The following is a 26,321-nucleotide window of genomic DNA, read 5'->3' as shown; positions in this document are numbered from 1 at the left end:
CGGACGCACAACATGAATCCAAAACTTTTCGCTAGCCTGCAGTATTTGATTCCCCAGCACGCGCTATCGCGCGCCGCTGGCTGGCTGGCTGAAACTTCCATCAGCTGGATTAAGGACCCCTTCACCCGCTGGTTTGTCAATCGCTACGACGTCAACATGAGCGAGGCCCTGGAGGAGAACCCCACTCGCTACGCCTGCTTCAACGACTTTTTTACCCGGGCCCTGAAGCCCGGCGCGCGCCCTATCGACACCGCACCCGACAGCATCGTGAGCCCGGCAGATGGCGCTATCTCGCAATTAGGCGATATTGAATTAGGCCGTGTATTTCAAGCCAAGGGCCAGGATTACAGCCTGACCGAACTGCTCGGTGGCGATCCAGACGCCGCCCAGCCCTTCATGGGTGGCAAGTTTGCCACCGTGTATTTGTCGCCGAAGGACTACCACCGCGTACACATGCCGCTAGCGGGCACGCTTACGCAAATGGTGCACGTGCCGGGCGATTTATTTTCTGTCAACGAGGCCACCGCCGACCAGGTGCCCCGCTTATTCGCGCGCAACGAGCGGCTGGTGTGTTTTTTTGATACAGAGGCGGGGCCAATGGCGCTGGTGCTGGTGGGCGCCATGATCGTGGCCTCCATCGAGACTACCTGGGCCGGTCAGGTAACGCCCTACCGTCGCCAAGTGCGCCGCACCCACTACAACCGGCAGGAGACAATTTCGCTGGCCAAAGGCGAAGAGATGGGGCGCTTTAAACTGGGCAGCACCGCCATCGTGGTTTTTGGGCCACAGGTCATGGAGTGGTTACCCGAATACAAGGCCGGCACTCCAACGATTATGGGCCAGGCTCTGGGCCAGCTGAAGAGCTCATCAACGCTAGCCTGAGACTGCGAACCCCTGCGAGTAACCCGCGCTGCACCAGCGCGGGTAGACAGCTTTCGACACGCCACTATTAACCTAATTTACGCACGCGTTGCAGACCTGACACGCGCATTCGCACCGTCGCACGACGCATAAAATACTTGTGCGCGGATATTCGCCCGAGTGAATGGCCGATCGGGGATTAGCGAGAAAAAAGCCGCCGTTTTGCGAAGGTGCCAGCCGATAATTAGCTTTTGCCAAACAAGCCGGCCAACCAACCCTTTTTCTCGGGCTTGAACAGGTATTCATCGCGAATGGTCGCGATATCGATATCGTAGCTGCCCGGCTCCAGGTCCTGGGCAATTTCAATTTTTTCCACTTCCGATAAGCGCTTTTTGCCCGAGTCTATCAGCGCCTGCTTTTGGCGGTCGTCCTCGGCCAAGTCCAGCAACATGGGTTTGCGCATTTGGTGTTTACAGGCGTCCAGTACCAGCATCACCTTGGGCTTGAGCCGGCGCTCAAAGTTTTGCTCGACCACTACACCCACTTCGCCCGTCGACAGCTCAACCAGCGTGCCGGTGGGGTATAAACCGATGGCGCGAATAAACTCCACCACCAACTCTTCTTGAAACTGCACGTCGCGCATTTCGTAGAGTTTGGCCACCGCTTTACTGGGCGCCAAGGGATAGGCTTCGCCGCGGGGATTGGTAGTGTCGTCATAGAAGGTCACGATGCCGGCTATTTTACCGAGCAATGGAATTTTATCGCCGCGCAGATGTTGCGGAAAACCGCTGCCGTTTAATCGCTCGCAGTGAGTTTTAACCACGGCGATTACCCGTGGTTCGATACCGGGCATCTGACGCAAGATATCACAGCCGTGCAGTACAAACTTCTCGTACTCCAACTCCTCTTCGGGTTTGCGGACCTTTTTAGCAATTAGCGCCTTGTCTATTTTTACCTTGCCCACATCCTTCAGCAGAATACCCAGCGCCAACGTATCCAAATCGGTTTTGCCCAACCCGATGTGTCGACCAAATAAAATGCCCCACACCGCCGAGCGCATGGCGTGCGTATAGGTGTGCTCATCCACTTCGCGCACGCGCGCCAGCCAGGAGAATGCATCGGGGTTGCGAATCACCGAGTCCACCATCTGACTGGTGGCGCGCTTGGTGTCTTTAACGGAAATATCGCGGCCCTTTTCCAACTGTCCCAGCACCTGCTCCATGGCGGTGTGAACCTGTTGGTGCAGCTCTTTGGCCACCGCCACTTCTTTTTTCAGCTGGCTTTTCTGCTGGTAGACGTTGCGCTTGATCTTGAGCGGGGCGACGGGAATATTGGCATTGGCGCTTTTGGCGCCGCGCGCGGCCACCGGCTGAGACACCCCGGATTTGCTCAGGGTTTTCAGCTTGGTGGCCACCGGGCCCTTGCCCTTGGCGACATCGATGTAGACGTGGCGGCAGTGGGCCTTGAGCTGTTTGATCTCGTCCAGTTCGCGGATATAGAAACCCTGTAACGGAAAGGGCGTTTGCGACCACGGGCGATCCAGCCCGGATACAAACATACCCGGAGTTAGCTCATTGACATCCACTTTTAACTGTTTGATCGCCAAGGCAACTTCCTCGTTGCTAATACATCTTCCACAGCAGCGCACACCAGGGGCGCCAGTAAAACTCAAGTCCTACCAGAGAAATTCGCTCTAACCGATTGACTTAATAGATGATTTTAGCGCCTTTCCACCGTATTTGGCGAATTTGACGCTAGATCATGGTCACACATTCAACATTTACTGATGATAGGCAGCGGAAAGTTGATGAACGGCGTCGATAAAGGCACCCGCGTGGGCTGGGTCGACCTCAGGTGTGATGCCGTGGCCCAGGTTAAACACGTGGCCATTACCGGTGCCATAGGCCGCCAGAATCTGACCCACCTCTTGCTCAATACGCGCCGGACTAGCGTAGAGCATGGTGGGGTCCATATTGCCCTGCAGGGCTACCTGATGGCCCACGCGCGCGCGCGCTTGGCCAATATCTGTAGTCCAGTCCAGCCCCAGGGCATCGGCACCGGTGGCCGCCATCAATTCGAGCCACTGGCCACCGCCCTTGGTGAATAGAATGACCGGTACCTGGCGCCCTTCGCGCTCGCGAATCAAGCCCGACACAATGCGCTGCATGTATGCCAGCGAGAACTCTTGGTAGGCCGCGTGCGATAGAGCGCCGCCCCAGGTATCGAATATCTGCACCGCCTGGGCACCGGCTTCTATCTGGGCGTTCAGGTAAGCAGTGACCGAGTCAGCCAATACAGACAGCAATTGGTGCATCACTTCGGGCTGGTTAAACGCCAAACTTTTCGCGCGCCGGAAATCCTTGCTGGAGCCGCCTTCCACCATGTAGGTGGCCAGCGTCCAGGGGCTGCCAGAAAAGCCGATGAGCGGCACTCGGCCGTTGAGCGCACTGCGAATAGTGCGCACGGCATCCACCACATAGGGCAGGTCCTGGTGCGGGTTAACCACTTGCAATGCTGCGATATCCGCCTCGGTGCGCACGGGTTTTCGGAATCGGGGGCCTTCACCCGCCTCGAAATACAGGCCCAATCCCATGGCATCGGGGATGGTTAAAATATCTGAAAACAAGATGGCGGCGTCTAGGGGGTAGCGCTCGAGCGGCTGTAAGGTTACCTCACAGGCGGCGTCCGGATTGGTGCACAGGCCCATGAAATCGCCCGCTTTGGCGCGGCTGGCCCGGTATTCTGGCAGGTAGCGGCCTGCCTGGCGCATCATCCAGACAGGGGTAACATCCACGGGTTGACGCAATAGCGCGCGTAAGAAGCGGTCATTTTTCAGTTCAGTCATAGCAATCACTTAAATTGAGTTGCCGGCATTGTACGGGCTGGGCGAAACAGCGTACAGATTTGCCACGCAAAAACGCCAAGGCCCCGGTTTACGGGGCCTTGTTTAGGTCATTAGTGCATCCTGACCGGTGCGTCACGCCAACCGTGACCAAGCCTTGTTACACATCCAGATAATCCAGGATGCCCTGCGCCGCTTCGCGGCCTTCCCAAATGGCGGTTACCACCAGGTCCGAACCGCGCACCATATCGCCGCCGGCAAACACCTTCGGGTTAGAGGTCTGGAATTTGTAAGTCTGTTGCTCGGCTGCTTGCACGCCGCCCCAGTCGTTCACAGCGATGTCGTGGTCGGCAAACCAGGGCGCCGGGCTTGGCTGAAAGCCAAAGGCCACCAGTACCGTGTCGGCTGGAATGATTTCCTCGGAGCCGGGAATCACCTCGGGTCGACGGCGGCCGTTGGCGTCGGGCTCACCCAGTTGCGTGGTAACCACCTTCACGCCTTCGACCTTGCCATTGCCCACAATTTCCACGGGCTGACGGTTGAACTTAAATTTCACCCCTTCCTGTTTGGCGTTGACCACTTCGCGCTTGGAACCGGGCATGTTCGCCTCGTCGCGGCGGTAGGCGCAAGTGACCGAAGCCGCCTGCTGGCGAATGGAGGTGCGATTGCAATCCATGGCGGTATCGCCACCGCCCAGCACGACCACGCGCTTGCCTTCCACACTGATAAAATCGGCCGGGTCTTTTTCGAAGCCGAGGTTGCGATTAACGTTGGCCACCAAAAACGGCAGCGCGTCGTACACGCCGTCCAAGTCTTCACCGGGAAAACCGCCCTTCATGTATTTGTATGTGCCCATACCCATGAAGACCGCGTCGTAATCGCGCAGCAAATCGGCCATCGAAATATCTTTGCCAATTTCGGTATTCAGACGGAACTCAACACCCATTTCGGTGAACACTTCGCGCCGGCGGGCCAGCACCGATTTTTCCAGTTTGAACTCCGGAATACCGAAAGTCAGCAGGCCGCCGATTTCCGGATAGCGATCGAAGACCACGGGCTTAACGCCGTTGCGCACCAAGACATCGGCACAGCCAATGCCAGCCGGCCCAGCGCCGATCACTGCCACTTTCTTATCGGTCCACACCACCTTGGACATATCGGGCTTCCAACCCATGGCAAAGGCTGTGTCGGTGATATATTTTTCCGCATTGCCAATGGTCACAGCGCCAAACCCATCGTTCAGCGTGCAGGCGCCTTCGCACAAACGGTCTTGTGGGCACACACGGCCACACACTTCGGGCAGAGAATTGGTTTGGTGGCTGAGCTCGGCGGCCTCAAAGATATTGCCTTCGCTGATGAGCTTTAACCAGTTGGGAATAAAGTTGTGCACCGGGCACTTCCACTCGCAATAGGGGTTGCCGCACTCTAAACAGCGGTGCGCCTGGCCCTGCACTTCTTCCTCAGTAAAAGGTTGGTAAATCTCTACAAACTGCGTTTTGCGCGTTTTGAGTGATTTTTTTGAGGGGTCCTGGCGACCCACGTCCACAAACTGAAAATGATTATTCAATCGCGCTGACATAGTAATTCCTCTTAATTCTGCGTGGTTACTGTGGGCTTGCCACAGTTTGCTTGAGCAAACCGTCAAGGCTCGCAGCCTTGGGCTTAACCAACCAGAATTTGCCAATCAGGTCGAAGAAATTGTCTAGCAGATAACGGCCCCACTCGCTGTCCGTTTCGGCCACAAATTCTTCAATAATTTGCTGCAGGTGTGTTTGATGCGGCTCCAACTCTTCGTTGTTAATGCGCGCGATTTCCACCAGCTCGCGGTTGTAGCGATCGGAGAAACTGCGCTCTAAATCCAACACATAGGCAAAACCACCGGTCATGCCCGCGCCAAAGTTAACACCCACTTTGCCCAGCACCGCGACCACACCGCCGGTCATGTATTCGCAACAGTGATCGCCCGCGCCTTCAACCACCGCCTGGGCGCCCGAGTTGCGCACGGCAAACCGCTCGCCCGCTTGGCCCGCGGCAAACAACTTACCGCCAGTGGCGCCGTAGAGGCAGGTATTGCCAATGATGGAAGTTTCCTGCGATTTAAAGCTAGAGTTTTTCGGTGGGCGCACCACCAGTTTGCCACCTGCCATGCCTTTGCCCACATAGTCGTTGGCATCGCCTTCCAGGTACATTTCCAAACCGCCAGCATTCCAAACACCAAAGCTCTGACCGGCAACACCCGTGAGGTTCAGCTTAATGGGTGCATCACTCATGCCCAAATTGCCGTGGCGCTTGGCAATTTCACCGCTCAGGCGCGCTCCGATGGAGCGGTCGCAGTTAGTGACCGTAAATGCAAACTCGCCGCCCGATTTTGACTCGATCGCGGGCAACAATTGCTGGACCATGGTTTCCGCCAATCGCCCCTCGTCAAAGGGCGTGTTGCGGGCCTGCTGACAGGTTTGCGGCTTGGAAGCCAAGAATGCATCGGTGTGCGTAATCGGGCTGAGATCCAGCTGCGACTGGCGCTTAGTGCGACCTTCAATGCGCTCCAATAGATCCACGCGGCCCACCAGCTCTTCCAGTGTGCGCACGCCTAACCGCGCCATCCACTCGCGGGTTTCCTCGGCCATGAACTTAAAGAAGTTCACCGCCATGTCTACGGTGCCGATGTAGTGGTCCTTGCGCAACTTGTCATTCTGAGTGGCCACGCCGGTGGCGCAGTTATTCAGGTGACAAATACGCAGGTATTTGCAACCCAGCGCCACCATGGGCGCGGTACCAAAGCCAAAGCTTTCTGCACCCAAAATAGCCGCCTTGACCACGTCCAGGCCGGATTTGAGGCCGCCGTCTGTTTGCACGCGCACCTTGCCGCGCAAATTGTTCGCGCGCAGCATCTGGTGGGTTTCCGACAGGCCCAGCTCCCAGGGCGAGCCGGCGTAACGAATAGACGTAATCGGGCTGGCCGCCGTGCCACCGTCGTAGCCGGAAATTGTGATCAGGTCGGCATAGGCTTTTGCCACGCCCGCCGCAATGGTGCCCACGCCGGGGCGCGACACCAGTTTTACCGACACCAACGCCTCGGGGTTTACCTGCTTGAGGTCGTAAATCAGCTGCGCCAGATCTTCAATCGAATAGATATCGTGGTGCGGCGGCGGCGAGATCAGGGTCACACCGGGCACCGAGTAGCGCAACCGGGCAATCAAGGCGTTCACCTTGCCGCCGGGCAGCTGGCCGCCTTCGCCGGGCTTGGCGCCCTGGGCCACTTTAATTTGCAACACCTCGCCGTTAACCAAGTACTCTGGCGTGACGCCAAAGCGGCCCGAGGCCACCTGCTTGATTTTTGAAGACTTCAAGGTGCCGTGACGGGCGGGGTCTTCGCCACCTTCGCCGCTGTTCGAGCGCCCACCGAGCGTGTTCATGGCCTGCGCCAACGCCTCGTGCGCCTCGGGTGACAGAGCGCCCAGAGACATGGCCGCCGAATCGAAACGCCGCACTATGTCTGCCACTGACTCCACTTCTTCAAGCGGTACAGGCGTGGCTTTATCGGTGACTTTTAACAGATCCCGCAGGGTAGCCGTGGGCCGCTGGTTAACCAGACCCGCGTAGTCGCGCCACACTGCGTAGTCGCCCGTTTGCACCGCGCGCTGCAGGGTTTGCACCACATCCGGGTTAAAGGCGTGGTACTCCTGGCCATGCATGTATTTCAGCAGACCGCCGGGCTGAATGGGTTTGCGGGCTTTGTTGGCATAGGCCAGTAACTTGGTTTGGTCGGCTTGTAGATCGTCAAAGCCTGCACCGGCGATGCGCGAAGGTGTTTCCGGAAAACACAAATCCACCACATCGCGGCTCAGGCCGATAATTTCAAACAGGTAAGCACCGCGATAGGAGGCGATGGTGGAGATACCCATTTTCGACAATATTTTCAGTAAGCCTTTGCAAATTGCCGTGACATAGCGCTTTTGCGCCGTGGCCGCGTCGTCCAGCATCTCACCGGTCTGGACCAGGTGGTTGATGATGGAATAGCTCAGGTAGGGGTGCACCGCCGTGGCGCCGTAGCCAATCAGGCAGGCAATCTGGTGGGAATCGCGCGCAGTTGCCGTATCGGCAATGATATTGGAATCACAGCGCAAGCCTGTGTTCACCAACCGCGCGTGCACCGCACCCGTGGCCAGCAGCGCGTGAATTGGCAGCAAGTCTGGCTCTACATCGCGGTCGGACAGCACAACGATCGCAGTACCTTCGCGCACCGCTGCTTCCACTTCGTCGCATAAATCGACGATGGCTTGGCGCAAATCCTTCTTGGCGGGGTCAAAATAGAGGGAAAATTTGCGCACCCGGTAGCCGGGCTTGTCGAATTTTAAAATGTAATCGCACTTGGCCCAGGTCAACACAGGCGATGTCAGGATCAGTCGATCGGCGTGATCTTCAACATGCTCGAACACCGACTTCTCGGCGCCCAGGCAAGTCTCTAGCGACATCACAATGGATTCGCGCAGCGGGTCGATGGGCGGGTTGGTAACCTGGGCAAACTGCTGGCGGAAAAAGTCGTACAGGCAGCGCTCTTTTTCCGAGAGTACGGCCATGGGCGTGTCGTCGCCCATGGAGCCCACGGCTTCCTGGCCACCCTCAGCCAGCGGGCGAATCACTTGATCGCGCTCTTCAAAACTGACCTGGAAAAGTTTTTGGTGGCGCTGAAATTCATCCAAAGTAAATTGGTTGTCTATTGCAGGGCCGTTGTAATCGGCACGCAAGCGGGTGGCGCGCTTAGATAACCACTGCTTATAGGGCTGGGCCGATTTCAGCATGTTGTCGATATCTTCGCTGAAATACAGCTTGCCCTCTTGCGTATCGATAGACAGCATCTGACCTGGGCCGAGGCGCCCTTTGGCAACGACATCTTCCGGCTTATAGCCGTGCACGCCCACTTCTGAGGCCACTGTAATGAAATCATCTTTGGTGATCACGTAGCGCGACGGACGCAGGCCGTTGCGATCCAGGGTACAGACGGCGTAGCGGCCGTCGGTAATTACCAAACCTGCGGGGCCATCCCAGGGCTCCATGTGCATCGAGTTGTATTCGTAAAACGCACGCAGATCCGGATCCATGTGCTCGACATTTTGCCAAGCCGGCGGCACCAGCATACGCACGGCGCGGTGCAGTTCCATGCCGCCAGCCAGCAACACTTCCAACATGTTGTCCAGGCTGGAGGAGTCGGAGCCGGTGCGGTTCACCAGCGGTGCGATTTCGGACAGGTCCGGCAGCAGGGGCGATTGGAATTTGGGCGTGCGCGCCACTGACCAGTTGCGGTTAGCGGTGATGGTATTAATTTCGCCGTTGTGGGCCAGCATGCGGAATGGTTGAGCCAGTGGCCAGCGCGGCATAGTGTTAGTGGAGAAACGCTGGTGGAATACACAAATGGCGGTTTCCAAGCGTGCGTCGGCTAAATCGAGGAAATAACGCGGCAAATCCACAGGCATCATTAGCCCTTTAAAGGACATAACGCTGCTGCTTAGGCTGGCCACGTAGAAATTTTCGTCGTCGCTTAGGCGCTTTTCTGCCAGGCGCCGCGCGGCAAACAGCTTAGCGTTCAACTGTTCTTCAGCAAGCCCCTCGGCATTTACAAACAGGTTGTAAAACGCCGGTACGGATTCCAGGGCGATGGGGCCCAGGCAGGCGTTGTCTGTGGGCATTAGGCGCCAGCCGGCAACCGTGAGCTTTTGCGCCGTGATTTCCTTTTCAACAACGGCCTGCTGCTGACGCGCTAAGACCGGATCGGTGGACAGCATGAACACGCCCACACCGTAGGCGGCGGTTAATTCTGCGTCGCAGGCTTCACGCGCCACGGCGCGTAAAAAGCTGTCGGGTTTTTGCAGCAGCAAACCGCAGCCATCGCCCGTTTTCCCATCCGCCGCAATACCACCGCGGTGGGTCATACAGGTGAGCGCCTCAATGGCAGTGGTCAACAGCCGGTGGCTGGTTTCGCCTTTCAAATGGGCGATCAAGCCAAAGCCACAGTTGTCTTTGAACTCGTCTAACCGGTAGAGGCCAGTGCTCATAAACAGTCCTTCAATCGTTGAAAATTTCGCTAGAAGAGGAAAATACTGCCGGCGCTAGCACCGGCAAAAAAACCTCTGTTGCTTTTATCGGAGCGCAGTAACCACCGCAGGCCTGGGCCCGCTAAGTTTGGCGCGCAATGATGACGTTTGCAGGCGATGCGTCGCTGATGCCCCGGTGTGCCCGCCCACAGGCGTCTACACAGTAAAGCATCAAAGGATCGCACAGAGGCTCCTCAGATCCCAAATCCACCGTCTCCACAGCAACTTCTGCGGTTTTGGGGGCAAATGGGCGCAGAATGTTACCCGCTAAGCCCCGTCGGCGCAAGGGCGGCGGCGCAACAAACCACCAAGGAAAGACAGTCAAACAAATATTAATTGCTTAAGCTAGGATTGCTGATTTATTTGCTGCTGGACAGAGGCCATATCTCTGGGCCAGGGCCCGCTTTTTTGCAGCGTTTTGGGCAATGTTTGGATCGCAGCACGCGCTTCGTCAGAGCTGCTGAAATCACCCAGAACCACCACGTGCCAGGGCTGTCCGTTGCGCTGCGTGCGGTAGACCCGCAGCGGTTGCCCGGCGTGGCGCGCCACAAACTGGTTTACGCCAGTGCTGGAGCTCGCCGCCAGCACTTGCAAGGTATAGCGGTTGGCCGCACGCGCCAGTAAATGACGCTCGTCTGCGGTATAGGTAGAGGCGGCGGGCGTCGGTGAGCGAGTGCCAGTGTGCATGAGCGGGTCATCAACGGGCTCGGGTTTAGTGGCCACTGGCTCAGCGGGCGGCGCCTCGGCTATCTCAATCGCGCGCGCGGCCGGCGCGTCGATGGCCTTTGGTTGTACCGGTGTCGGTCTCGATGCTTCAGTTTCCTCGTCAAAGGGCGCGGGTTGCGCGCCAGCGTCGGGCGTCGCCAGCGTTGCTGCCTCTGTAGGTTGATCCATTGGCAAAGGATTGATCGCAGCGTCAACCGCCGCAGTACCGGCCGTCGGGCTCTCGTAGCCGATCCACGCAACCCCCAGCATAAGCAACAGGCCTGCGAGCGCGCCCATGTGCCACAGAGGCAAGCGATGGGCGGTAGGCGTCACCTCTAACCTGTGTAAGAGCTGGATTTCCGCGCAATCGTGGACGCGATTTAAATCGCCGCCACAGGCCTGATAGATCAGCGCCTCATCCGCTTCATTCAAAATTGGCGGGCCCGTGTAGCCGGCCTGATCCAAGCGAAAGCTAAGATAGTCCGCCACAAAGTCCTGCGTCACTTCGGGCAAACTGAATACCTGCGCCGGTTCCGCTGCCTCGGGCGCTTGGGCGTTGAATTTGTCTACCATGACCGAGCTGCCAGCTGCCAGCAAGTGCCAACAATTAGCAGCGCTACCCGTGACCAGAGTCTGCAGCGTGGCAACCGCGTCGGAACTCAGCGCCTCAGAATCATCTACCAACAGATAGGCCTGCAGACTGCCGCCGCTAAACTCGACCCACTCCCGCAGCCGCGCCTGTAATCGGGCCAAGTTATCCTGCGGGCTAACCGCAAGACCGATGCCCTGGGCAATGGCCAACAGTAATTGACTGGAGGTGGTAATGGCCGGCGCTTCGATATAAAAGACGTAATCTTGCTCGGCCAGCTGATCGCGCAGGGCCTGTAAGAAAGCCGTTTTACCGGCACCTTCAGGGCCCACCAATAAGGTGGGCGCTTCGGAAAAGTGAAGTAGATGCAGCAGCTGGGCCAGCAAGGCCTGACGACCATGGGCGCCGAAGAACGCATCGATCGACGCATCAAACGGGGGCCGGTCCAGCCCAAAATGGGAGAGGTAATCTGCGATACCGTCGGACTGCGAATCAACGGGATGGCTCGCCTTCAGTGGCGTTGCGCTCATCAATTTCGTCCTGCCGTTTTTTGATCAGGCTAACGCCTTTAGCCTTGCGCAGCAAGCCCCCGCGCGATGGATCGCTGCAGTACCGCCTGCACCTTTTCTAAAGGTGCGGTCTCTGTCACAACCGCTTGACCCAGGGCTTTCAGCAATACAAAGCGCAAGCGCCCATCCATCACTTTTTTATCCACGCTCATATGCTGGATAAATTGCGCCACAGTCATGGTATTCGGCGCATCGACGGGCAAGCCGGCGCGCTGCAACAGTGCCCGCACCCGCGTCACATCCTTTTGGGTCAACCAGCCCAACTCCGCCGATAGTTCGGCCGCAATTGCCATGCCCGCACCCACCGCTTCACCGTGCAACCACTGACCATAACCCAACTGGGTTTCAATGGCGTGGCCAAAAGTGTGCCCCAAATTTAACAACGCGCGAACGCCACCCTCTTTTTCATCCGCCGCGACAATGCGCGCCTTGTTATTACAGGAGCGCGCAATGGCGTAGCGCAACGCAGCCTCATCCAGTGCCATCAAGGCATCGATATTTTCTTCCAGCCAAGTCAGAAAGTCCGCATCGCCCAAGAGGCCGTATTTAATAACTTCAGCAAGCCCTGCCGACACTTCGCGCGCGGGCAAGGTGGCCAGCAGCGCGGTATCAATCAGCACCGCCTGAGGTTGATAAAACGCTCCCACCATGTTCTTACCCAACGGGTGGTTAATGCCGGTCTTCCCGCCCACAGAGGAGTCCACCTGCGACAACAGGGTCGTGGGTATTTGAATAAAGCGAACCCCGCGCTGATAGCAGGCTGCGGCAAAACCGGCCATATCGCCCACCACGCCACCACCCAATGCGATAATGGTGGTGGTGCGGTTGTGCCTTTCGGACAACAATTGATCGAAAATACTGTTGAGCGTTTGCCAATGCTTGTGGGCTTCGCCGTCCGGGAGGATAACGTCGGTCACGGCATAATCGGCCAGCGCCGTCTGGAGTGTTGGCAGGTAAAGCGGGGCAACGGTGGTATTGGTGACGATGCACACCTGGGCACCACCAATGTGCGGTGCCAACAGCGCAGTCTGCGCTAACAAGTTATTGCCGATGTAGATGGGGTAGCTGCGATCACCGAGCTGAACGTGTAAGGTTTGCATAAAGTCTCACGCGCAAAAAAGGCTGCACCATAGCAGATTTCGCGCTATTCAGCAGCCTATCACGCTAGATCTATCGGTGTGCCTGGACCAATTCTGCCATTTCTTGCGCCACCAGGCGCGGCGGCCGTTTTTCGGTGTTAATGATATAGGTGGCGACTTCGGCGTAAAGTGGGTCGCGGATTGCCAGCAGCTCGCGGATTCGCGACTCGGGATCTGCCACCTGCAGCAGGGGCCTGCGCTTATCCTTGGCTGTTCGCTCGAGCAGTTGCTCAGTCGAAGCAGTCAGGTAAAACACAATGCCGCTGGCTTTAAGACAGGCGCGATTTTCTTCGCGCATAACAATACCGCCACCTGTGGCGATCACCAACTGCCCCTGCGTCGCCAAGTCGGCCAGAACAGCCACTTCGCGCTGCCGAAAGCCCGCCTCGCCTTCAACGTCAAAAATCCAGGGAATATCGGCGCCGGTGCGCTCTTCAATCTCGCGATCTGAGTCTTTAAAGGGATAACCGAGTTGTTGCGCTAGCTGTTTTCCAATTGTTGTCTTGCCGGCCCCCATGGGGCCGACCAGAAAGACCGGCTGACTCATTGCGTAAAGTTGTCCGCCATAATCCGAGGTGTGATAAAGATCAGCAATTCGGTTTTACTTTCGCGCGATACATCTTTGCGGAAGGCGCGACCCAAATAAGGAATGTCGCCAAAGAAAGGCACTTTAATCTGCCCCTTAATTTGCTCTGTCTCAAAAATACCACCCAGCACAATGGTCTCGCCATCGGCGGCCAGTACTTTGGTATCGAGCTGAGTTACATCGATCGAGGGAATACCGGTTTCGGTAATCTCACCCACACTGTCTTTGTGAATCTGCAGCTGCATGATGATGTGATTGTCCGGCGTAATCTGTGGGGTCACATCCAATTTCAGCACAGCCTCTTTAAACGACGTGGTAGTGGCGCCACTTGCGGAAGCTTCTTGGTAGGGAATTTCTGTACCTGACAGTATGGTAGCCTTCTGCTTGTCACCAGTGATCACTTTGGGCTGGGACACAATTTCCGCGTGACCCGAGTCTTCCAATGCCGACAACTCCAGTGCCAGGTAAGTATTATCGTCCACAAAGGCTGCAGTAATCGCACCGGCGGGATTGGACACACCGAGGTCGACCATCATGGATTTCGACAAATCAAATTCAATACGACCGTTTTCATCCTCGTCGTAGTCGAGCGTTTCCATCTCCCCAGTGAAACGGCCTTCGCTGCGGTCTCCCGTACTAAAGCCCAGCCCACCCCAGCGAACACCCAACTCTTCGCGGAAATCGGTATTGGCGATCACGATACGCGCCTCGATCAGCACCTGGCGAATGGGAATATCGATCTCGGCGATGACCTTTTTAAATTCGGTAATCTTTTCTTCGGTGTCGGTCAGAATAATGGAGTTGGTGCGCTCATCCACAATGGCACGCCCCCGCTCAGACAAGAGCGAACCAGTGGAGTTGCGATCGCTGCTGCTCTGACTGCTGAAGTCGCGACCCGAACCGCCGCCGCTATCGCGGCGACCCTTAAACAGCTCAAACAGCTCTTTCGCATTGGCATAGCGTACGCGGATATACTCGGTACGCAGGGGCGCCAATTCCTCCAGTTGCTTCTTGGTTTCCAGCTCCTGGCGTTCGCGTTCGGCGATCTCTGCTGCCGGCGCCACCATCAATACATTACCAATTTGGCGCTTATCCAAGCCTTTGGTTTTCAGCACTAAATCCAGGGCCTGATCCCAGGGCACATTATCCAGGCGCAACGTAATACGTCCACTAACAGTATCAGAGGCCACCAAATTCAACTCGGTAAAGTCGGCAATAAGCTGCAATACCGAGCGCACTTCAATGTCTTGGAAATTCAATGAGAGCTTGTCACCCACAAAGGCAAAGCGCGCATTTTTCTCTTCCTGCTCCTGCTTATTGAGCGGTTTCAAGCTGATAACATAACTGTTGTCGGCCTGGTAGGCGATGTAATCGTATTGGCCGGGAGCGGCAATATTAACCACGGTATTGCGGCCATCGTAATCCATGTTGACTTCAGTAACAGGCGTTGCAAAATCTGTGACGTCCAGACGGCGACGCAATTCTTGCTCCAAGAAAGTGTTGATAAACGTCACTCGAACACCCGATGAGGTCTCATCCACATCCACTTCCAGGTGCGCGTCAGACAAGGTAAACATCAGCTCACCAGCGCCTTGGGCATTGCGCTTAAAGTCCACGTCGGCCACTTGCACGCGGCTAGCACCACTGCTCTTGGCGGCAGCCTCTTTCGTTGAGTTAGATTGCGCCGACAGCGCAGACGTTTTGGATGCCGAGCTTTTCGCCAAATAATCTGACACATTAGCGCCGCCGACTTCCAACACAAAGGTGTTGCCATCAACGCGCGTGGCATAGGGCTGTAAATCGTCGAGCGATAAGATCAATCGCGTGCGCCCACCGGCCGAAACCACTGCCGCGTCTTTAGCGTTTTCAAAAGATAAGGCGTACTTTTTCTGCGCAAGCGCGCTGCTGGTTTCCGGGAAATCCAACACAATGCGTGCGGGCTTGTCGATAGTGTAACCATCGGGCGTGACTGGCGTCTCGCTAAACTGCAAGTGCACCTCAAATCGCTGACCAGGCAGCTCTGCGAATTTTATGTCTTCAATGGTATTGGCCTGCACCGAGAACGCCGCAACTGCCAGAGTTGCCATGGCAACCACTTTACAGCCAAGGTGGGCTAATGTTTTACGGGAGATTCTCATGGCTGCTATTCCTTATCCTCAATTCGTAAGCTTCTCGGCCGTTCAACCCAACCGTTTAAGCCGTCAGATACGATTTCTACAAATTCGACCTGCGCTTGATTTACTTTGACTACTTGCCCGTGATTCCGGCCCAGGTAGTTACCCTGTTTAACGCGATGTACGCCACCCTGGTCGTCCGAAACCAAAGCCCACAGAACCCCATCTTTCTTAATGGTACCCACCATAGCCAGCGCACTGACCGAGTAGTTTTCCAAATGTTCACGCTCGCGATTGAGATCGGGTTGGATTTTTTTACCTGCTGAGCGGAGCAGTTGCTGCAGTTCCACCACGGGGCGATCAAAGGGGCTGCGCAATAGCATGGCGCTGTAGTTAAACGCCTCGTAGGGCCGAAATGCCGGCACAGGCTCTATAGGACCGGCCTGCCGCGCCTTCACCTCTGCGATATAGGCGCGCAGATCGGCGTCATCACCCTGAAAGCTACAACCCGACACCAGCGCCAACGCACCGAGAAGACATAAAGATTTGCCAAGCGATATCATTCTTTTACTCCCCCTGCGACTTGTAGCGATAAGTTTTCGCAGAGATATTCATTTCCAGCTGAGCGGTTTCTTTACTCGGCAGAATTTCATAATCATGCAGCGTCACAATTCGGGGCATGCTAGAAATACCCGACACAAAGGCACCGAAATCATGGTAGCTGCCCTTCACAGCAATCTTAATGGGCAGTTCTATGTAGAACTCGGCAGTTTTTTCGGGCTCCAACTGAATACTGTCAATGGCTAAGCCACTGGAGGCACCCTTCTCATCAATATCCTCCAACAGTCCAGGCACTTCGGTGTCGCTGGGCAGCTGGGCGACCAAAGCGCCCAACGATTGATCCAACTCTTCCATCTGCTGGCGATAGGCCTCTAAATTGGATGCCTGCTCACTCTTGTCTTCAAAGGATTTTCGCAGCTCTGTTTCTTTTGCCACCACGGAGGCCAAGGTGACCTCCAAATCTTTGACAAACAGAAAATAGGTCAACACCAAAATAGCGGCGGCTAACAATAAGGCCAACATCGCCTTAACCCAAGCAGGCCAAATGCCTACTTTTTCCCAATCGACATCGGCAAAATCAAAATTTTGAATCTGCTCTATGGTATCTGCAAGTGCCATTATTTGACTTCCTCTTGCTGCGACTTGGGCACTGTGGTTTTCACCGACATACTGAACTCGTTGGCCAACTCGCCTTCTTCCGGTGCGGCTTCAACGCTGGTCAGGTTAGGAGCAGAGAACCAATCAGACTCGTCGAGATTGCGCATCAATGAGGACACGCGGTTATTCGACTCCGCGATACCTTTTAAGGTAATTTTATCGCCCGCTCGCTTAAGCTCTAACAGAAAGACACCGTCAGGAATGGCCCGCGCCATCTCGTCGAAATAGCGCACAATCACCGGCCGAGTACCTTGCAGGCCTTGAATAACGCGCATCCGATCCAGCAATTCGGTTTTACGTTTGCGCAAGTCGCGAATTTCAGCCACCTGCTTTTCCAATTGTTGGATTTCACGTTGCAGCATGGCGTTGCGCTGATTTTGATGTTCAATGGATGCCTGCACGTTCGACACCCAAAAATAGGCTAGCGCGGCCGCAATGACAAAAACACCGCCTAAGACGGTAAAGTATTCTTGCTTTTTTTCCTGGCGATACTGGTCTCGCCATGGCAATAAGTTAATGCGTGACATCAGTCTTCAAAGCTCCTCATTGCCAAGCCTGTTGCAATCATTAGCGATGGGGCATCCGACGCCAGCGCTACGGCATTGACCTTTGGCGATACCGACATACTTGCGAAAGGATTCGCGATACTGGTTTGCGTGCCCAACTTTTCTTCAATCAATTCAGCCAAGCCTTCCATTGCCGCAACACCGCCGGCCAACACAATGTGATCTACATCGTTGTACTGACTGGAGGAGAAGAAAAACTGCAGTGATCGGGTGACTTGCTGAACTACGGATTCTTTAAATTGCACTAACACATCAGTTTCGTAATCGTCGGGCAGACCGCCTTGTTTTTTGGCTAGACCGGCTTCTTCAGCCGACAGACCGTAGCGGCGCTGAATTTCTTCCGTCAGCTGTTTGCCGCCAAACAGTTGCTCGCGGGTATAAATGGTTTTGCCTTCTAGCAACACACTGAGCGTGGTCATGGTTGCGCCAATATCGACGATGGCCACCACCTGGTCGGAATCGTCTTCCAATTGCCGCGCCACCAAAGAAAAGGCACGCTCCATGGTGTAGGCCTCGACATCCACCACCTTGGGCGTCAGTCCGGCCTGCTCCAGCACCGCCGAGCGCAGATCGACATTTTCCCTGCGGCAGGCGGCCAGCAACACTTCCACCTGGTCGGGATTGCGAGGCGACGGCCCCTGCACTTCGAAGTCGATGGCCACTTCTTCCAGCGGGTAGGGAATGTATTGATCGGCCTCTAGTGAAATCTGGGTTTCCATAGCGTCATCGGACAACCCCGCGGGCATTTCGATGAGCTTGGTGATCACCGCTGACCCCGCCACAGCCACGGCCGCCAGCTGGGTTTTACACTTAGACTGCTGAACGACCTTTTTGACCACATCAGCCACAACATCGACATCTGCGATGTTTTTCTCTGATACGGCATTAGGCGGAAGCGCCCGGACGGCGTAGCTTTCAACCCGGAAGCGCTCGCCCTGGCGGGACAACTCAAGCAACTTGACGGACGTGGAGCTAATATCCAGTCCGATCACCGGTTTCGTCTTTTTCTCGAGAAATCCCAAAATTCCCATTTTTCTATCAATTTCCGTAACTTACGTGCAAGTTATGTTATAGCACTTTAACTTAAGCCTGCAACAATAGTGGCAATATGTAAAGCCCACAAAAGCCCGTATAATGGCCGCCAATTTGACGGGATACCCTAAGCTACTAATTCCTATGGAAAAAATATCCAAGAAGTACCGCAAGCTCCGATTGCTGGGCTGGTTTGTTTTAGCCGGTTTTAGCGCTGCCGCCCTCTCTACCGGCGGACTCTACCTGTATCTCAGCCCCAAACTGCCCTCGGTGGAGTCGCTGAAACAGGTGAAATTCCAAACCCCCCTGCGGGTGTATTCCGCAGACGGCAAGCTCATTGGCGAGTTTGGCGAGAAGCGTCGAAGCCCTGTGCGCTATGACCAGATCCCCCAAGCCTACATCGATGCCATACTTGCGGCTGAGGACGACCAATTCTACAAACATCATGGCGTCTCCATTAAAGGACTTTTGCGAGCAGCTTCACAAATATTGCAAACAGGCCAGATTCAGGGCGGTGGCAGCACCATCACCATGCAGGTGGCACGCAATTTTTTCCTGACTTTCGATCAAACTTTCCTACGAAAGGCCAACGAAATTCTGCTCGCCATAAAGATTGAGAACGAACTCACAAAACAAGAAATTCTTGAGCTTTACGTTAATAAAATTTACTTAGGCAATCGCGCCTACGGCATCGAGGCTGCCGCCCAAGTCTATTACGGTAAAAGCATAGACCAACTTGACCTCGCACAACTGGCTATGATTGCCGGTCTGCCCAAGGCGCCCTCTCGCTTTAACCCCATAGCGAACCCGCCCCGCGCCACCATTCGCCGCAATTGGATCATCGGCCGAATGCTGGAGCTTGGCAAAATCACCCAGGCCGAGCACGACCAAGCCATAAACGCGCCACTGACGGCGCGGTTTCACGAGCTGGCGCTGGATTTAAGCTCGCCCTATGTGGCGGAGATGGCGCGCCAACAGGTGCTGGAGTTTTACGGCGACGACGCCTACAGCGACGGTCTCAAGGTGTACACCACCATCGACACCCGCCTGCAGGCCACCGCACAGCAAGCGGTGGTTAACGGCCTGCTGACCTACGACAGCCGCCACGGCTACCGAGGCCCGGAAAAACACATAGATGCAGCGACCGATGACCCAGTCGAGCGCCGCGCCGTCTACCTGGATGCTCTCAAGCGATTGCCACATCTCGGCGGGCTGGTGCCCTCAGTGGTGCTTAGCGTGGACGAACAAAGCGCACAAATATTACTGCCCGATGCCACGGAAGCGACCTTAGGTTGGGAACAAGGGTTGGCCAGCGCCCAACGCTACATCAATGAAAACCGCGTGGGTCGCGAGCCCGCAAAGGCCGCCGATGTGGTCGGCGAAGGGGATGTCATTCGGTTGCGCGCGCAACCAGACGGCAGCTGGCACCTGTCCCAGGTGCCTGCGGCACAGGCGGCGTTTGTGGCGCTGAATCCCGAAGACGGTGCCATTGTCTCGCTGGTAGGTGGCTTCGACTTTCGCCAGAGCCATTTCAATCGCGCCATTCAAGCGGAGCGGCAACCGGGCTCAAGCTTTAAACCTTTCATATACACCAGCGCACTGGAAAGCGGTTTTACGCCCGCCACATTGATCAACGACGCCCCCATCGTCTTTGAAGATGCGAGCCTGGAGGGAACCTGGCGCCCAGAAAATGACAGCGGCCAATTTCTGGGCCCAACCCGCATGCGCCAGGCGCTCTATCAATCGCGCAACCTGGTCTCGATTCGCATACTGCGCTCTCTAGGCATTGGCAATACTCTGGAGAAGTTGGGCAAGTACGGCTTTGACACCGACAAATTGCCCCGCGATCTGTCTTTGGCGCTCGGCAGTCACGCCCTGACACCACTGCAAATTGCCACTGGCTACGCCGTCTTTGCCAACGGCGGCTACCGCGTTGAACCCTATCTGGTGCAGAAAATCACCGACGTCAACGACCAAATCATCTACCGCGAGAATCCCCTGGTTGCCTGCGCCGAATGCCCGGCGCGCGCGCAGCTCAATGCAGAGCAACCCGAGACGCCACAGCAGGATGACACAGACGAACAGGACATCGAAGAAGCACACTCCCTGGCGGCACTGCTGGCAGAACCCGAGCCGGCCGACGCGGTGCCCGAACCCTTGGAGCCAGAGGTGCGCCTGGCGCCTAAAATTTTGGACGAGCGCGACGCCTATATCATCGACTCCATGCTCCGCGACGTCATTCGAAAAGGCACGGGCCGCAAGGCCATGGCGCTGGGCCGCTCGGACCTAGCCGGCAAAACCGGAACCACTAACGGCCCGCGCGACGCCTGGTTCTCGGGCTACAACCACACCTTGGTAGCCACCGCTTGGCTGGGCTTCGACCAGAATATCAACTTGGGCCGCTCGGAGTACGGCGGCTCGGCGGCACTGCCAATCTGGATCGACTATATGGCCGTAGCCCTGGAGAACACCCCAGAGGCACACAGACGCCAGCCAGAAGGTATTATTACCGTGCGCATAGACACCAAAACCGGCAAACGCGCACAGCCTGGCAGCAGCAACGCCGTGTTTGAAATTTTCAAGGAAGAGAATGCGCCCACAGAGGTGCAGGACAACGGCCAAGATAACCACCCGGGCGAGTCCGACGACACCCTGCCAGAGGAGCTGTTCTAAAGCATTACCCAAAGGCCGCGCAATGTCCCCTGCGGCCTTTGCACCACGTTAATTTACACGCGTATTGCCGCGACGTTTTCGAGAGGATAATGGGCGGGGAACGGCAGCTTAGCCACCCCCGTATCCACTGCGGCACGGGCCACCGCTGCCGCCACTCGCCCCAGCAGCCGCTCATCCGTGGGTTTGGGAATAATGTATTGAGGGCCAAAGCTTAAGTCCGCACCACCGTAAGCAGCGCGCACCGCCTCGGGCACAGGTTCCTGGGCTAAACTCCTGATTGCCTCCACAGCGGCCAGCTTCATGGCTTCATTTATAATGCACGCACGCACATCCAGTGCCCCGCGAAATAAAAATGGAAAGCACAGCACATTGTTCACTTGATTGGGGTAGTCGGAGCGGCCGGTGGCCATAATTAAGTCCGAGCGCACGTGATGCGCCAGCGCGGGATCGATTTCGGGGTCGGGATTGGAGCAGGCGAAAACCACGGGTCGCGCCGCCATTTTAGCCAGCTGCTCGCCGGTCAATAGGTTCGGACCCGAGACCCCCAGGAACACGTCGGCGCCCTCGATTGCATCGTCGAGATTGCGGCGCTCGGTGTCCACCATAAATTCCCGCTTGTATTGGTTTAGATCTTCCCGCGCCGATTGAATAATGCCCTTGCTATCGAGCATGGTGATATTGTGTCGCTGTGCACCGGCGGCCACCATTAGGTTGCAACAGGCATTGGCTGCAGCGCCGGCACCGAGGCACACTATTTTTGCCTGCTCTATGGATTTTTCCTGAATCTGCAAAGCATTTAATAACCCCGCCACGGTAACAATTGCGGTACCGTGCTGATCGTCGTGAAACACCGGAATGTCGCAGCGCTCTTTTAAAATGCGCTCAATCTCAAAGCACTCCGGCGCCTTAATATCCTCTATATTAATACCGCCAAACGTCAGCGCAATATTGGCCACCGTTTCTATGAATGCCTCAGGCGAAGGCGCACTCACCTCGATATCAATGGCATTGATACCGGCAAAGCGCTTAAACAGCAACCCCTTGCCCTCCATGACCGGTTTGGACGCCAAAGGCCCCAAATTGCCCAAGCCCAAAATAGCGGTGCCGTCGGAGATTACCGCTACCAAATTCCCCTTGCCGGTGTAGCGATAGGCCGCCTCTGGGTCCTGGGCGATCGCGCGCACCGGTTCGGCCACCCCCGGGCTGTAGGCTAGCGATAAATCTTCCTGGGTTTCTGCGGGCTTGGACAGCTCGATACTGAGTTTTCCCGGAATCGGAAATTCGTGGTAATCGAGCGCCGCCTGTTTGCGTGACGCTGGTGACTCTGACATGGATGCAACCGCCATTTCTTTGTTTTGTTGTAGTAATGGGTGCCGAAGCATACAGAGTTGACCAGACCCCCTCAAGCACGCACAGGGGCTGCAAACAGCGAACATTCACGCGCTGAATTCTGCGCCCATCAATCAGTATAGACAGCTGCCACCAGGGCGCAGCAGGGGCACTATTGTTGTGGGCACAAAAAAGCCGCGACAAGCGCGGCTTTTTCGACAATTAGCGTACGAACTGTTACTTAGCTGTACCGCGACCCGCAAAACGCTTCTTGAAGCGATCAATACGGCCGCCGGTATCGGCTACTTTCTGCTTGCCAGTATAAAAGGGATGGCATTCAGAACAAATATCGACGTGGAAATCCTGACCCAGAGTCGAGGCAGTTTCGATTTTGTTACCACAGCTGCAGCTTGCAACTACGGGTACGTAACTTGGATGAATATCGGCTTTCATTGTATGGATTTCCCGTTGTGTGCCGCCACCCGATCTTGTGCCGGGCACCGCACAAAGGTTAATGTTAGCGGTTTGAAGGATCGCGCATACTACCAGAAATACCCCCCCTGACAAGCGATTATTGTGTAATTTTTCAACAGGCCCACCCGCCCCCTATGCCTACCAACTCTTTACTACGCGTTGCCGTGCCCAGCCCACTGCGCCGCCTATTCGACTACCTGCCTCCCGCAGAGGGGCCGCTGCCAGAACCCGGTCAGCGGGTGCGGGTGCCCTTTGGCCACCAGCTACTGGTGGGGGTCGTAGTCGAACACACGCCCGGCGACTTCCCGCCGCCTAAATTAAAAACCATTGAGGCGGCGCTGGACCCAGAACCCCTGTTTGATCCGCAACTGCTGCAATTTTGCCGCTGGGCCGCCAACTACTACCAACACCCCCCCGGCGAAGTTTTTAGCGCCGCATTGCCCGCGCCATTGCGGGCCGGCGAGCCAGCCGAATTACCCCGTCAAACCCGCTGGCAGATTACCGTCGAGGGCCTGGGACTGCCCGCCGGTGCGCCCAAGGGAGCTCCCAAGCAGGCAGCGCTTCTGAACCTCTTGCGCACCGGCACCCAAAGCCCGGAGGACATCGGTGCCGCGGGGTTCAGCTCAGCTATTGTTAAAGCACTGGCGGATAAAGGGCTTATCGCCGCCCTGTCGCTGGCTGAGGTGCAAGGCTTTGATGCGCCGCTCGGTGAACCAGCGCTCACACTCAACGACGAACAGCAGGCGGCGCTCGCGGCCATCCCCATTACCGGCTACTCGGTAAACTTAATCGACGGAGTGACCGGTAGCGGCAAAACCGAAATATACCTGCAGGCCATAGAACAACAGCTAGCTGCCGGCCGCCAGGCCCTGGTGCTGGTGCCTGAGATTGGCCTGACCCCCCAAACGGTGGCGCGCTTCCAGCGCCGCTTTAAAGTGCCCGTGGGCATTCTGCACTCGGGCGTTGCCGACGGCGGCCGCAACCTTGCTTGGCTGCGTGCTCGCGCCGGGCTAGACCGCATTGTCATCGGCACCCGCTCAGCAGTTTTTGCGCCGCTAAAACACCCGGGTATCATCATTGTGGACGAGGAGCACGACAGCTCCTATAAACAGCAGGAAGGATTTCGCTACTCCGCCCGCGACCTGGCCGTCTACCGCGCACACCAATTGCGCATTCCCCTGATCCTGGGCAGTGCCACCCCGTCACTAGAAAGCCTGGCAAACGCTCAGGCCGGCCGCTACCGGCACCTACAATTGCGCCGCCAGGCCGCAGCCCGACATTTATCGCAACTGCGACCGGTGGATATTCGCAATACAGCGCTACAGGAGGGCCTGGCCCCCGAGAGCTTACAGCTGCTCAAAGCCGCCATTGGCCGCGGCGAACAAGTGTTGGTGTTTATCAACCGGCGCGGATTTGCACCGCTGATCATGTGCCACTTTTGCGGCTGGCAGGCCAAATGCCCCCGCTGCGATGCGCGCATGACATTGCACCAGCAGCCCTATCACTTGCACTGCCACCACTGCGATCACCAGCGCCGGGTACCCTCCCAATGCCCGGACTGCCAGGGCTCGGCGCTGCAGCATATTGGCGCCGGCACCGAGCGCACCGAGGCACAGCTGAGCAAACTGCTGCCCGAGGTCCCGGTGCTGCGTATCGATCGGGACTCGACCCGCTCGCAGAAGCAACTCAACGCCATGTTGGAACAAATTCACACGGGCGAACCCTGTGTGCTGGTGGGCACCCAAATGCTCGCCAAGGGGCACCACTTTCCGCGCGTCTCCACGGTGGTGATTCTGGATGCCGACGGCGGCCTTTTTTCGCCCGACTTCAGGGCCACGGAAAAAATGGCCCAGCTCATCATCCAGGTCGCCGGCCGCGCAGGTCGCGAGGCCCTACAAGGCCAGGTCTTGCTGCAAAGCCACCACGTCGACCACCCCTATTTGCAGCTTTTACTCAGCCAGGGCTACGGGGGGCTGGCCAAACAGCTTTTGCGCGAGCGCCAACTGGCCGAGTTGCCCCCCTTCAGCGCCATGGCCATTCTGCGCGCCGAGTCCAAGCGCCCCGACAATGCGCTGCAATTTTTACAGCAGGCGCGGGCCGCCGCCGAACAGCTGATCGCCGCCAGCCCGCAGTTTCGCTACCTGGGCCCGCTGCCCGCAGCCATGGAAAAGCGGCAGGACAGGTACCGCTTTCTCCTGCAGCTGCAAGCCTCCGCCAGATCCCAGATGCAACGCTTTCTGCCCCAGTGGATAGCCCAGCTCGAACAGCTGGCCTTGAGCCGCCGTGTGCGCTGGGCGCTAGATGTGGACCCGCAGGAAACGCACTGACGCCGGCCGCGCAATCCTTTACAATGCCCGCCCAAACACGATGTACCGAGAGCCATGACCCAAGATTTCGCCAATCGCAAACGCCGCAAGCAACCCAGTAAAAAGAAATCTGAGGTGCCCGGCTGGGTATGGCTGTTTACCGGCGCGGTGCTGGGCGCCTTTGTCATGTTTTTGGTGTATCTGGCCGACCAGCCTCCGGCCGCCAAGAGCGCGCCCAAGATCGCCAGCACCCCCAAGGCGCAGGCACCTGAAAAATCAGTACCCAAGCCGCGCTTCGACTTTTATAAACTGCTGGAAGAGAGTGAAGTACAGGTCGAAACGCCCGAGGAAACGCGCCTCCAACTGCAGCAGCAGAATACCGATAAGGTGGAGTACCTGCTGCAAGTGGGCTCTTTTCGCAAAGCCGAGGACGCCGACAGCGTGCGCGCCAAGCTGATTTTGCTGAACATGGACGCCAAAGTGGAAAAAGTTACAGTGAAAACCGGCGAAACTTGGCACCGCGTTATTGTGGGGCCCTTTACCAACACTTCCTCAATGGCCAATGCCCGCAGTACCCTGGTATCCAACCAGTTCGACACCCTGCTACTCAAGCGCAAAGCCGGTTAATCGCCCCAGCCGGTTGAATTCAACCGGCGCCACCCCCATCTGGAAAGTTCTCACGCGCAAACGCTAAGGACTTCCCGTGACAACTATTCTCTCTGTGCGCCGCGAAGGCAAAGTCGTACTCGGCGGCGATGGCCAGGTTTCGCTCGGCAATACCGTCATGAAGGGCAATGCCCGCAAAGTGCGACGGCTGTACAACAATCAAGTACTGGCTGGGTTTGCCGGCGGGACAGCCGACGCTTTCACCCTGTTCGAGCGCTTTGAAGCCAAACTCGAGGCCCACAATGGTCAACTGGTGCGCGCCGCCGTAGAGCTGGCCAAAGATTGGCGCACCGATCGCGCCCTGCGCCGCCTGGAGGCCCTTTTGGCCGTGGCCGACAAAGACGCCTCGCTAATCATTACCGGCAACGGCGACGTCATCCAGCCAGAAGACGACCTGATAGCCATCGGCTCGGGCGGCCCTTTCGCCCAGGCCGCCGCGCGTGCGCTGCTGGACAACACCGAGCTGGATGCACGGCTCATCGTCGAGCAGGGGCTAACCATTGCCGGCAATATCTGCGTGTTTACCAACAATCACCTGACTATAGAAGAATTGAGCTAGC

General features: G+C 56.8%; 19 protein-coding genes. 5 read left to right on the top strand and 14 right to left on the bottom strand.

Annotated elements, in window-relative coordinates; all coding sequences use genetic code 11:
* Positions 1-12 precede the first annotated feature (12 nt).
* Positions 13-882: an archaetidylserine decarboxylase gene (gene asd / locus ACW8F6_RS04940; protein WP_491574739.1), complete on the top strand. Its 870-nt coding sequence runs from the start codon at positions 13-15 to the stop codon at positions 880-882.
* A gap of 223 nt (positions 883-1,105) precedes the next feature.
* On the opposite strand, the gene ACW8F6_RS04935 is transcribed toward asd, so the two are convergent.
* The 12 genes from ACW8F6_RS04935 to ACW8F6_RS04880 form a co-directional block, all read right to left on the bottom strand.
* Positions 1,106-2,467: a cyclic di-GMP phosphodiesterase gene (locus tag ACW8F6_RS04935; protein WP_491574738.1), complete on the bottom strand. Its 1,362-nt coding sequence runs from the start codon at positions 2,465-2,467 to the stop codon at positions 1,106-1,108.
* Positions 2,468-2,641: 174 nt separating this feature from the next.
* Positions 2,642-3,706: a uroporphyrinogen decarboxylase gene (hemE, locus tag ACW8F6_RS04930; protein WP_491574737.1), complete on the bottom strand. Its 1,065-nt coding sequence runs from the start codon at positions 3,704-3,706 to the stop codon at positions 2,642-2,644.
* A gap of 157 nt (positions 3,707-3,863) precedes the next feature.
* Positions 3,864-5,282: an FAD-dependent oxidoreductase gene (locus tag ACW8F6_RS04925; protein ID WP_491574736.1), complete on the bottom strand. Its 1,419-nt coding sequence runs from the start codon at positions 5,280-5,282 to the stop codon at positions 3,864-3,866.
* A gap of 25 nt (positions 5,283-5,307) precedes the next feature.
* Entirely contained in the window at positions 5,308-9,756 is a 4,449-nt protein-coding gene (gene gltB, locus ACW8F6_RS04920; RefSeq protein ID WP_491574735.1) for a glutamate synthase large subunit, read from the bottom strand.
* Between the two features lie 384 nt (positions 9,757-10,140).
* On the bottom strand, positions 10,141-11,619 hold the full coding sequence (locus tag ACW8F6_RS04915; RefSeq protein WP_491574734.1) for an AAA family ATPase: 1,479 nt from the start codon (positions 11,617-11,619) through the stop codon (positions 10,141-10,143).
* A 38-nt stretch (positions 11,620-11,657) separates the two neighbouring features.
* A complete protein-coding gene (aroB, locus tag ACW8F6_RS04910; RefSeq protein ID WP_491574733.1) occupies positions 11,658-12,758 on the bottom strand; it encodes a 3-dehydroquinate synthase in 1,101 nt (366 codons plus the stop codon).
* Positions 12,759-12,828: 70 nt separating this feature from the next.
* On the bottom strand, positions 12,829-13,344 hold the full coding sequence (gene aroK / locus ACW8F6_RS04905) for a shikimate kinase AroK (RefSeq protein ID WP_491574732.1): 516 nt from the start codon (positions 13,342-13,344) through the stop codon (positions 12,829-12,831).
* Positions 13,341-15,521: a type IV pilus secretin PilQ gene (locus ACW8F6_RS04900; protein ID WP_491574731.1), complete on the bottom strand. Its 2,181-nt coding sequence runs from the start codon at positions 15,519-15,521 to the stop codon at positions 13,341-13,343. Before ACW8F6_RS04900 ends, aroK begins: the two co-directional genes overlap by 4 nt.
* Before the next feature lie 5 nt (positions 15,522-15,526).
* A complete protein-coding gene (locus ACW8F6_RS04895; protein WP_491574730.1) occupies positions 15,527-16,060 on the bottom strand; it encodes a pilus assembly protein PilP in 534 nt (177 codons plus the stop codon).
* Positions 16,061-16,064: 4 nt separating this feature from the next.
* The gene (locus tag ACW8F6_RS04890; RefSeq protein ID WP_491574729.1) at positions 16,065-16,676 is read right to left on the bottom strand and encodes a type IV pilus inner membrane component PilO; all 612 of its coding nucleotides are present in this window, start codon (positions 16,674-16,676) and stop codon (positions 16,065-16,067) included.
* Positions 16,676-17,242: a PilN domain-containing protein gene (locus ACW8F6_RS04885; RefSeq protein ID WP_491574728.1), complete on the bottom strand. Its 567-nt coding sequence runs from the start codon at positions 17,240-17,242 to the stop codon at positions 16,676-16,678. The genes ACW8F6_RS04890 and ACW8F6_RS04885 overlap by 1 nt, the downstream gene beginning before the upstream one ends.
* Positions 17,242-18,312 carry a pilus assembly protein PilM gene (locus tag ACW8F6_RS04880; RefSeq protein WP_491574727.1) on the bottom strand — a complete coding sequence of 357 codons (1,071 nt, stop codon included), beginning with the start codon at positions 18,310-18,312 and terminating at the stop codon, positions 17,242-17,244. The genes ACW8F6_RS04885 and ACW8F6_RS04880 overlap by 1 nt, the downstream gene beginning before the upstream one ends.
* 145 nt (positions 18,313-18,457) lie before the next feature.
* Between ACW8F6_RS04880 and ACW8F6_RS04875 the strand changes: the two genes are divergently transcribed.
* The gene (locus ACW8F6_RS04875; protein ID WP_491574726.1) at positions 18,458-20,986 is read left to right on the top strand and encodes a penicillin-binding protein 1A; all 2,529 of its coding nucleotides are present in this window, start codon (positions 18,458-18,460) and stop codon (positions 20,984-20,986) included.
* A 53-nt stretch (positions 20,987-21,039) separates the two neighbouring features.
* Here the strand turns inward: ACW8F6_RS04875 and ACW8F6_RS04870 are convergent, their stop codons facing one another.
* Positions 21,040-22,317: a malic enzyme-like NAD(P)-binding protein gene (locus tag ACW8F6_RS04870; protein WP_491574725.1), complete on the bottom strand. Its 1,278-nt coding sequence runs from the start codon at positions 22,315-22,317 to the stop codon at positions 21,040-21,042.
* Positions 22,318-22,552: 235 nt separating this feature from the next.
* Positions 22,553-22,768 carry a 50S ribosomal protein L31 gene (gene rpmE / locus ACW8F6_RS04865; RefSeq protein ID WP_491574724.1) on the bottom strand — a complete coding sequence of 72 codons (216 nt, stop codon included), beginning with the start codon at positions 22,766-22,768 and terminating at the stop codon, positions 22,553-22,555.
* Between the two features lie 155 nt (positions 22,769-22,923).
* Between rpmE and ACW8F6_RS04860 the strand changes: the two genes are divergently transcribed.
* The 3 genes from ACW8F6_RS04860 (at position 22,924) to hslV (ending at position 26,320) form a co-directional block, all read left to right on the top strand.
* Positions 22,924-25,116, top strand: a complete 2,193-nt coding sequence (locus ACW8F6_RS04860) for a primosomal protein N' (protein WP_491574723.1) — start codon at positions 22,924-22,926, stop codon at positions 25,114-25,116.
* Positions 25,117-25,170: 54 nt separating this feature from the next.
* Positions 25,171-25,722 (top strand): SPOR domain-containing protein, encoded by a 552-nt coding sequence (locus ACW8F6_RS04855; protein ID WP_491574722.1) that lies wholly within the window; start codon positions 25,171-25,173, stop codon positions 25,720-25,722.
* Between the two features lie 76 nt (positions 25,723-25,798).
* Positions 25,799-26,320: an ATP-dependent protease subunit HslV gene (gene hslV, locus ACW8F6_RS04850; RefSeq protein ID WP_491574721.1), complete on the top strand. Its 522-nt coding sequence runs from the start codon at positions 25,799-25,801 to the stop codon at positions 26,318-26,320.
* Position 26,321 lies beyond the last annotated feature (1 nt).

Source organism: Simiduia sp. (assembly GCF_058345725.1).
This window is presented reverse-complemented; position numbering and strand designations above follow the sequence as displayed.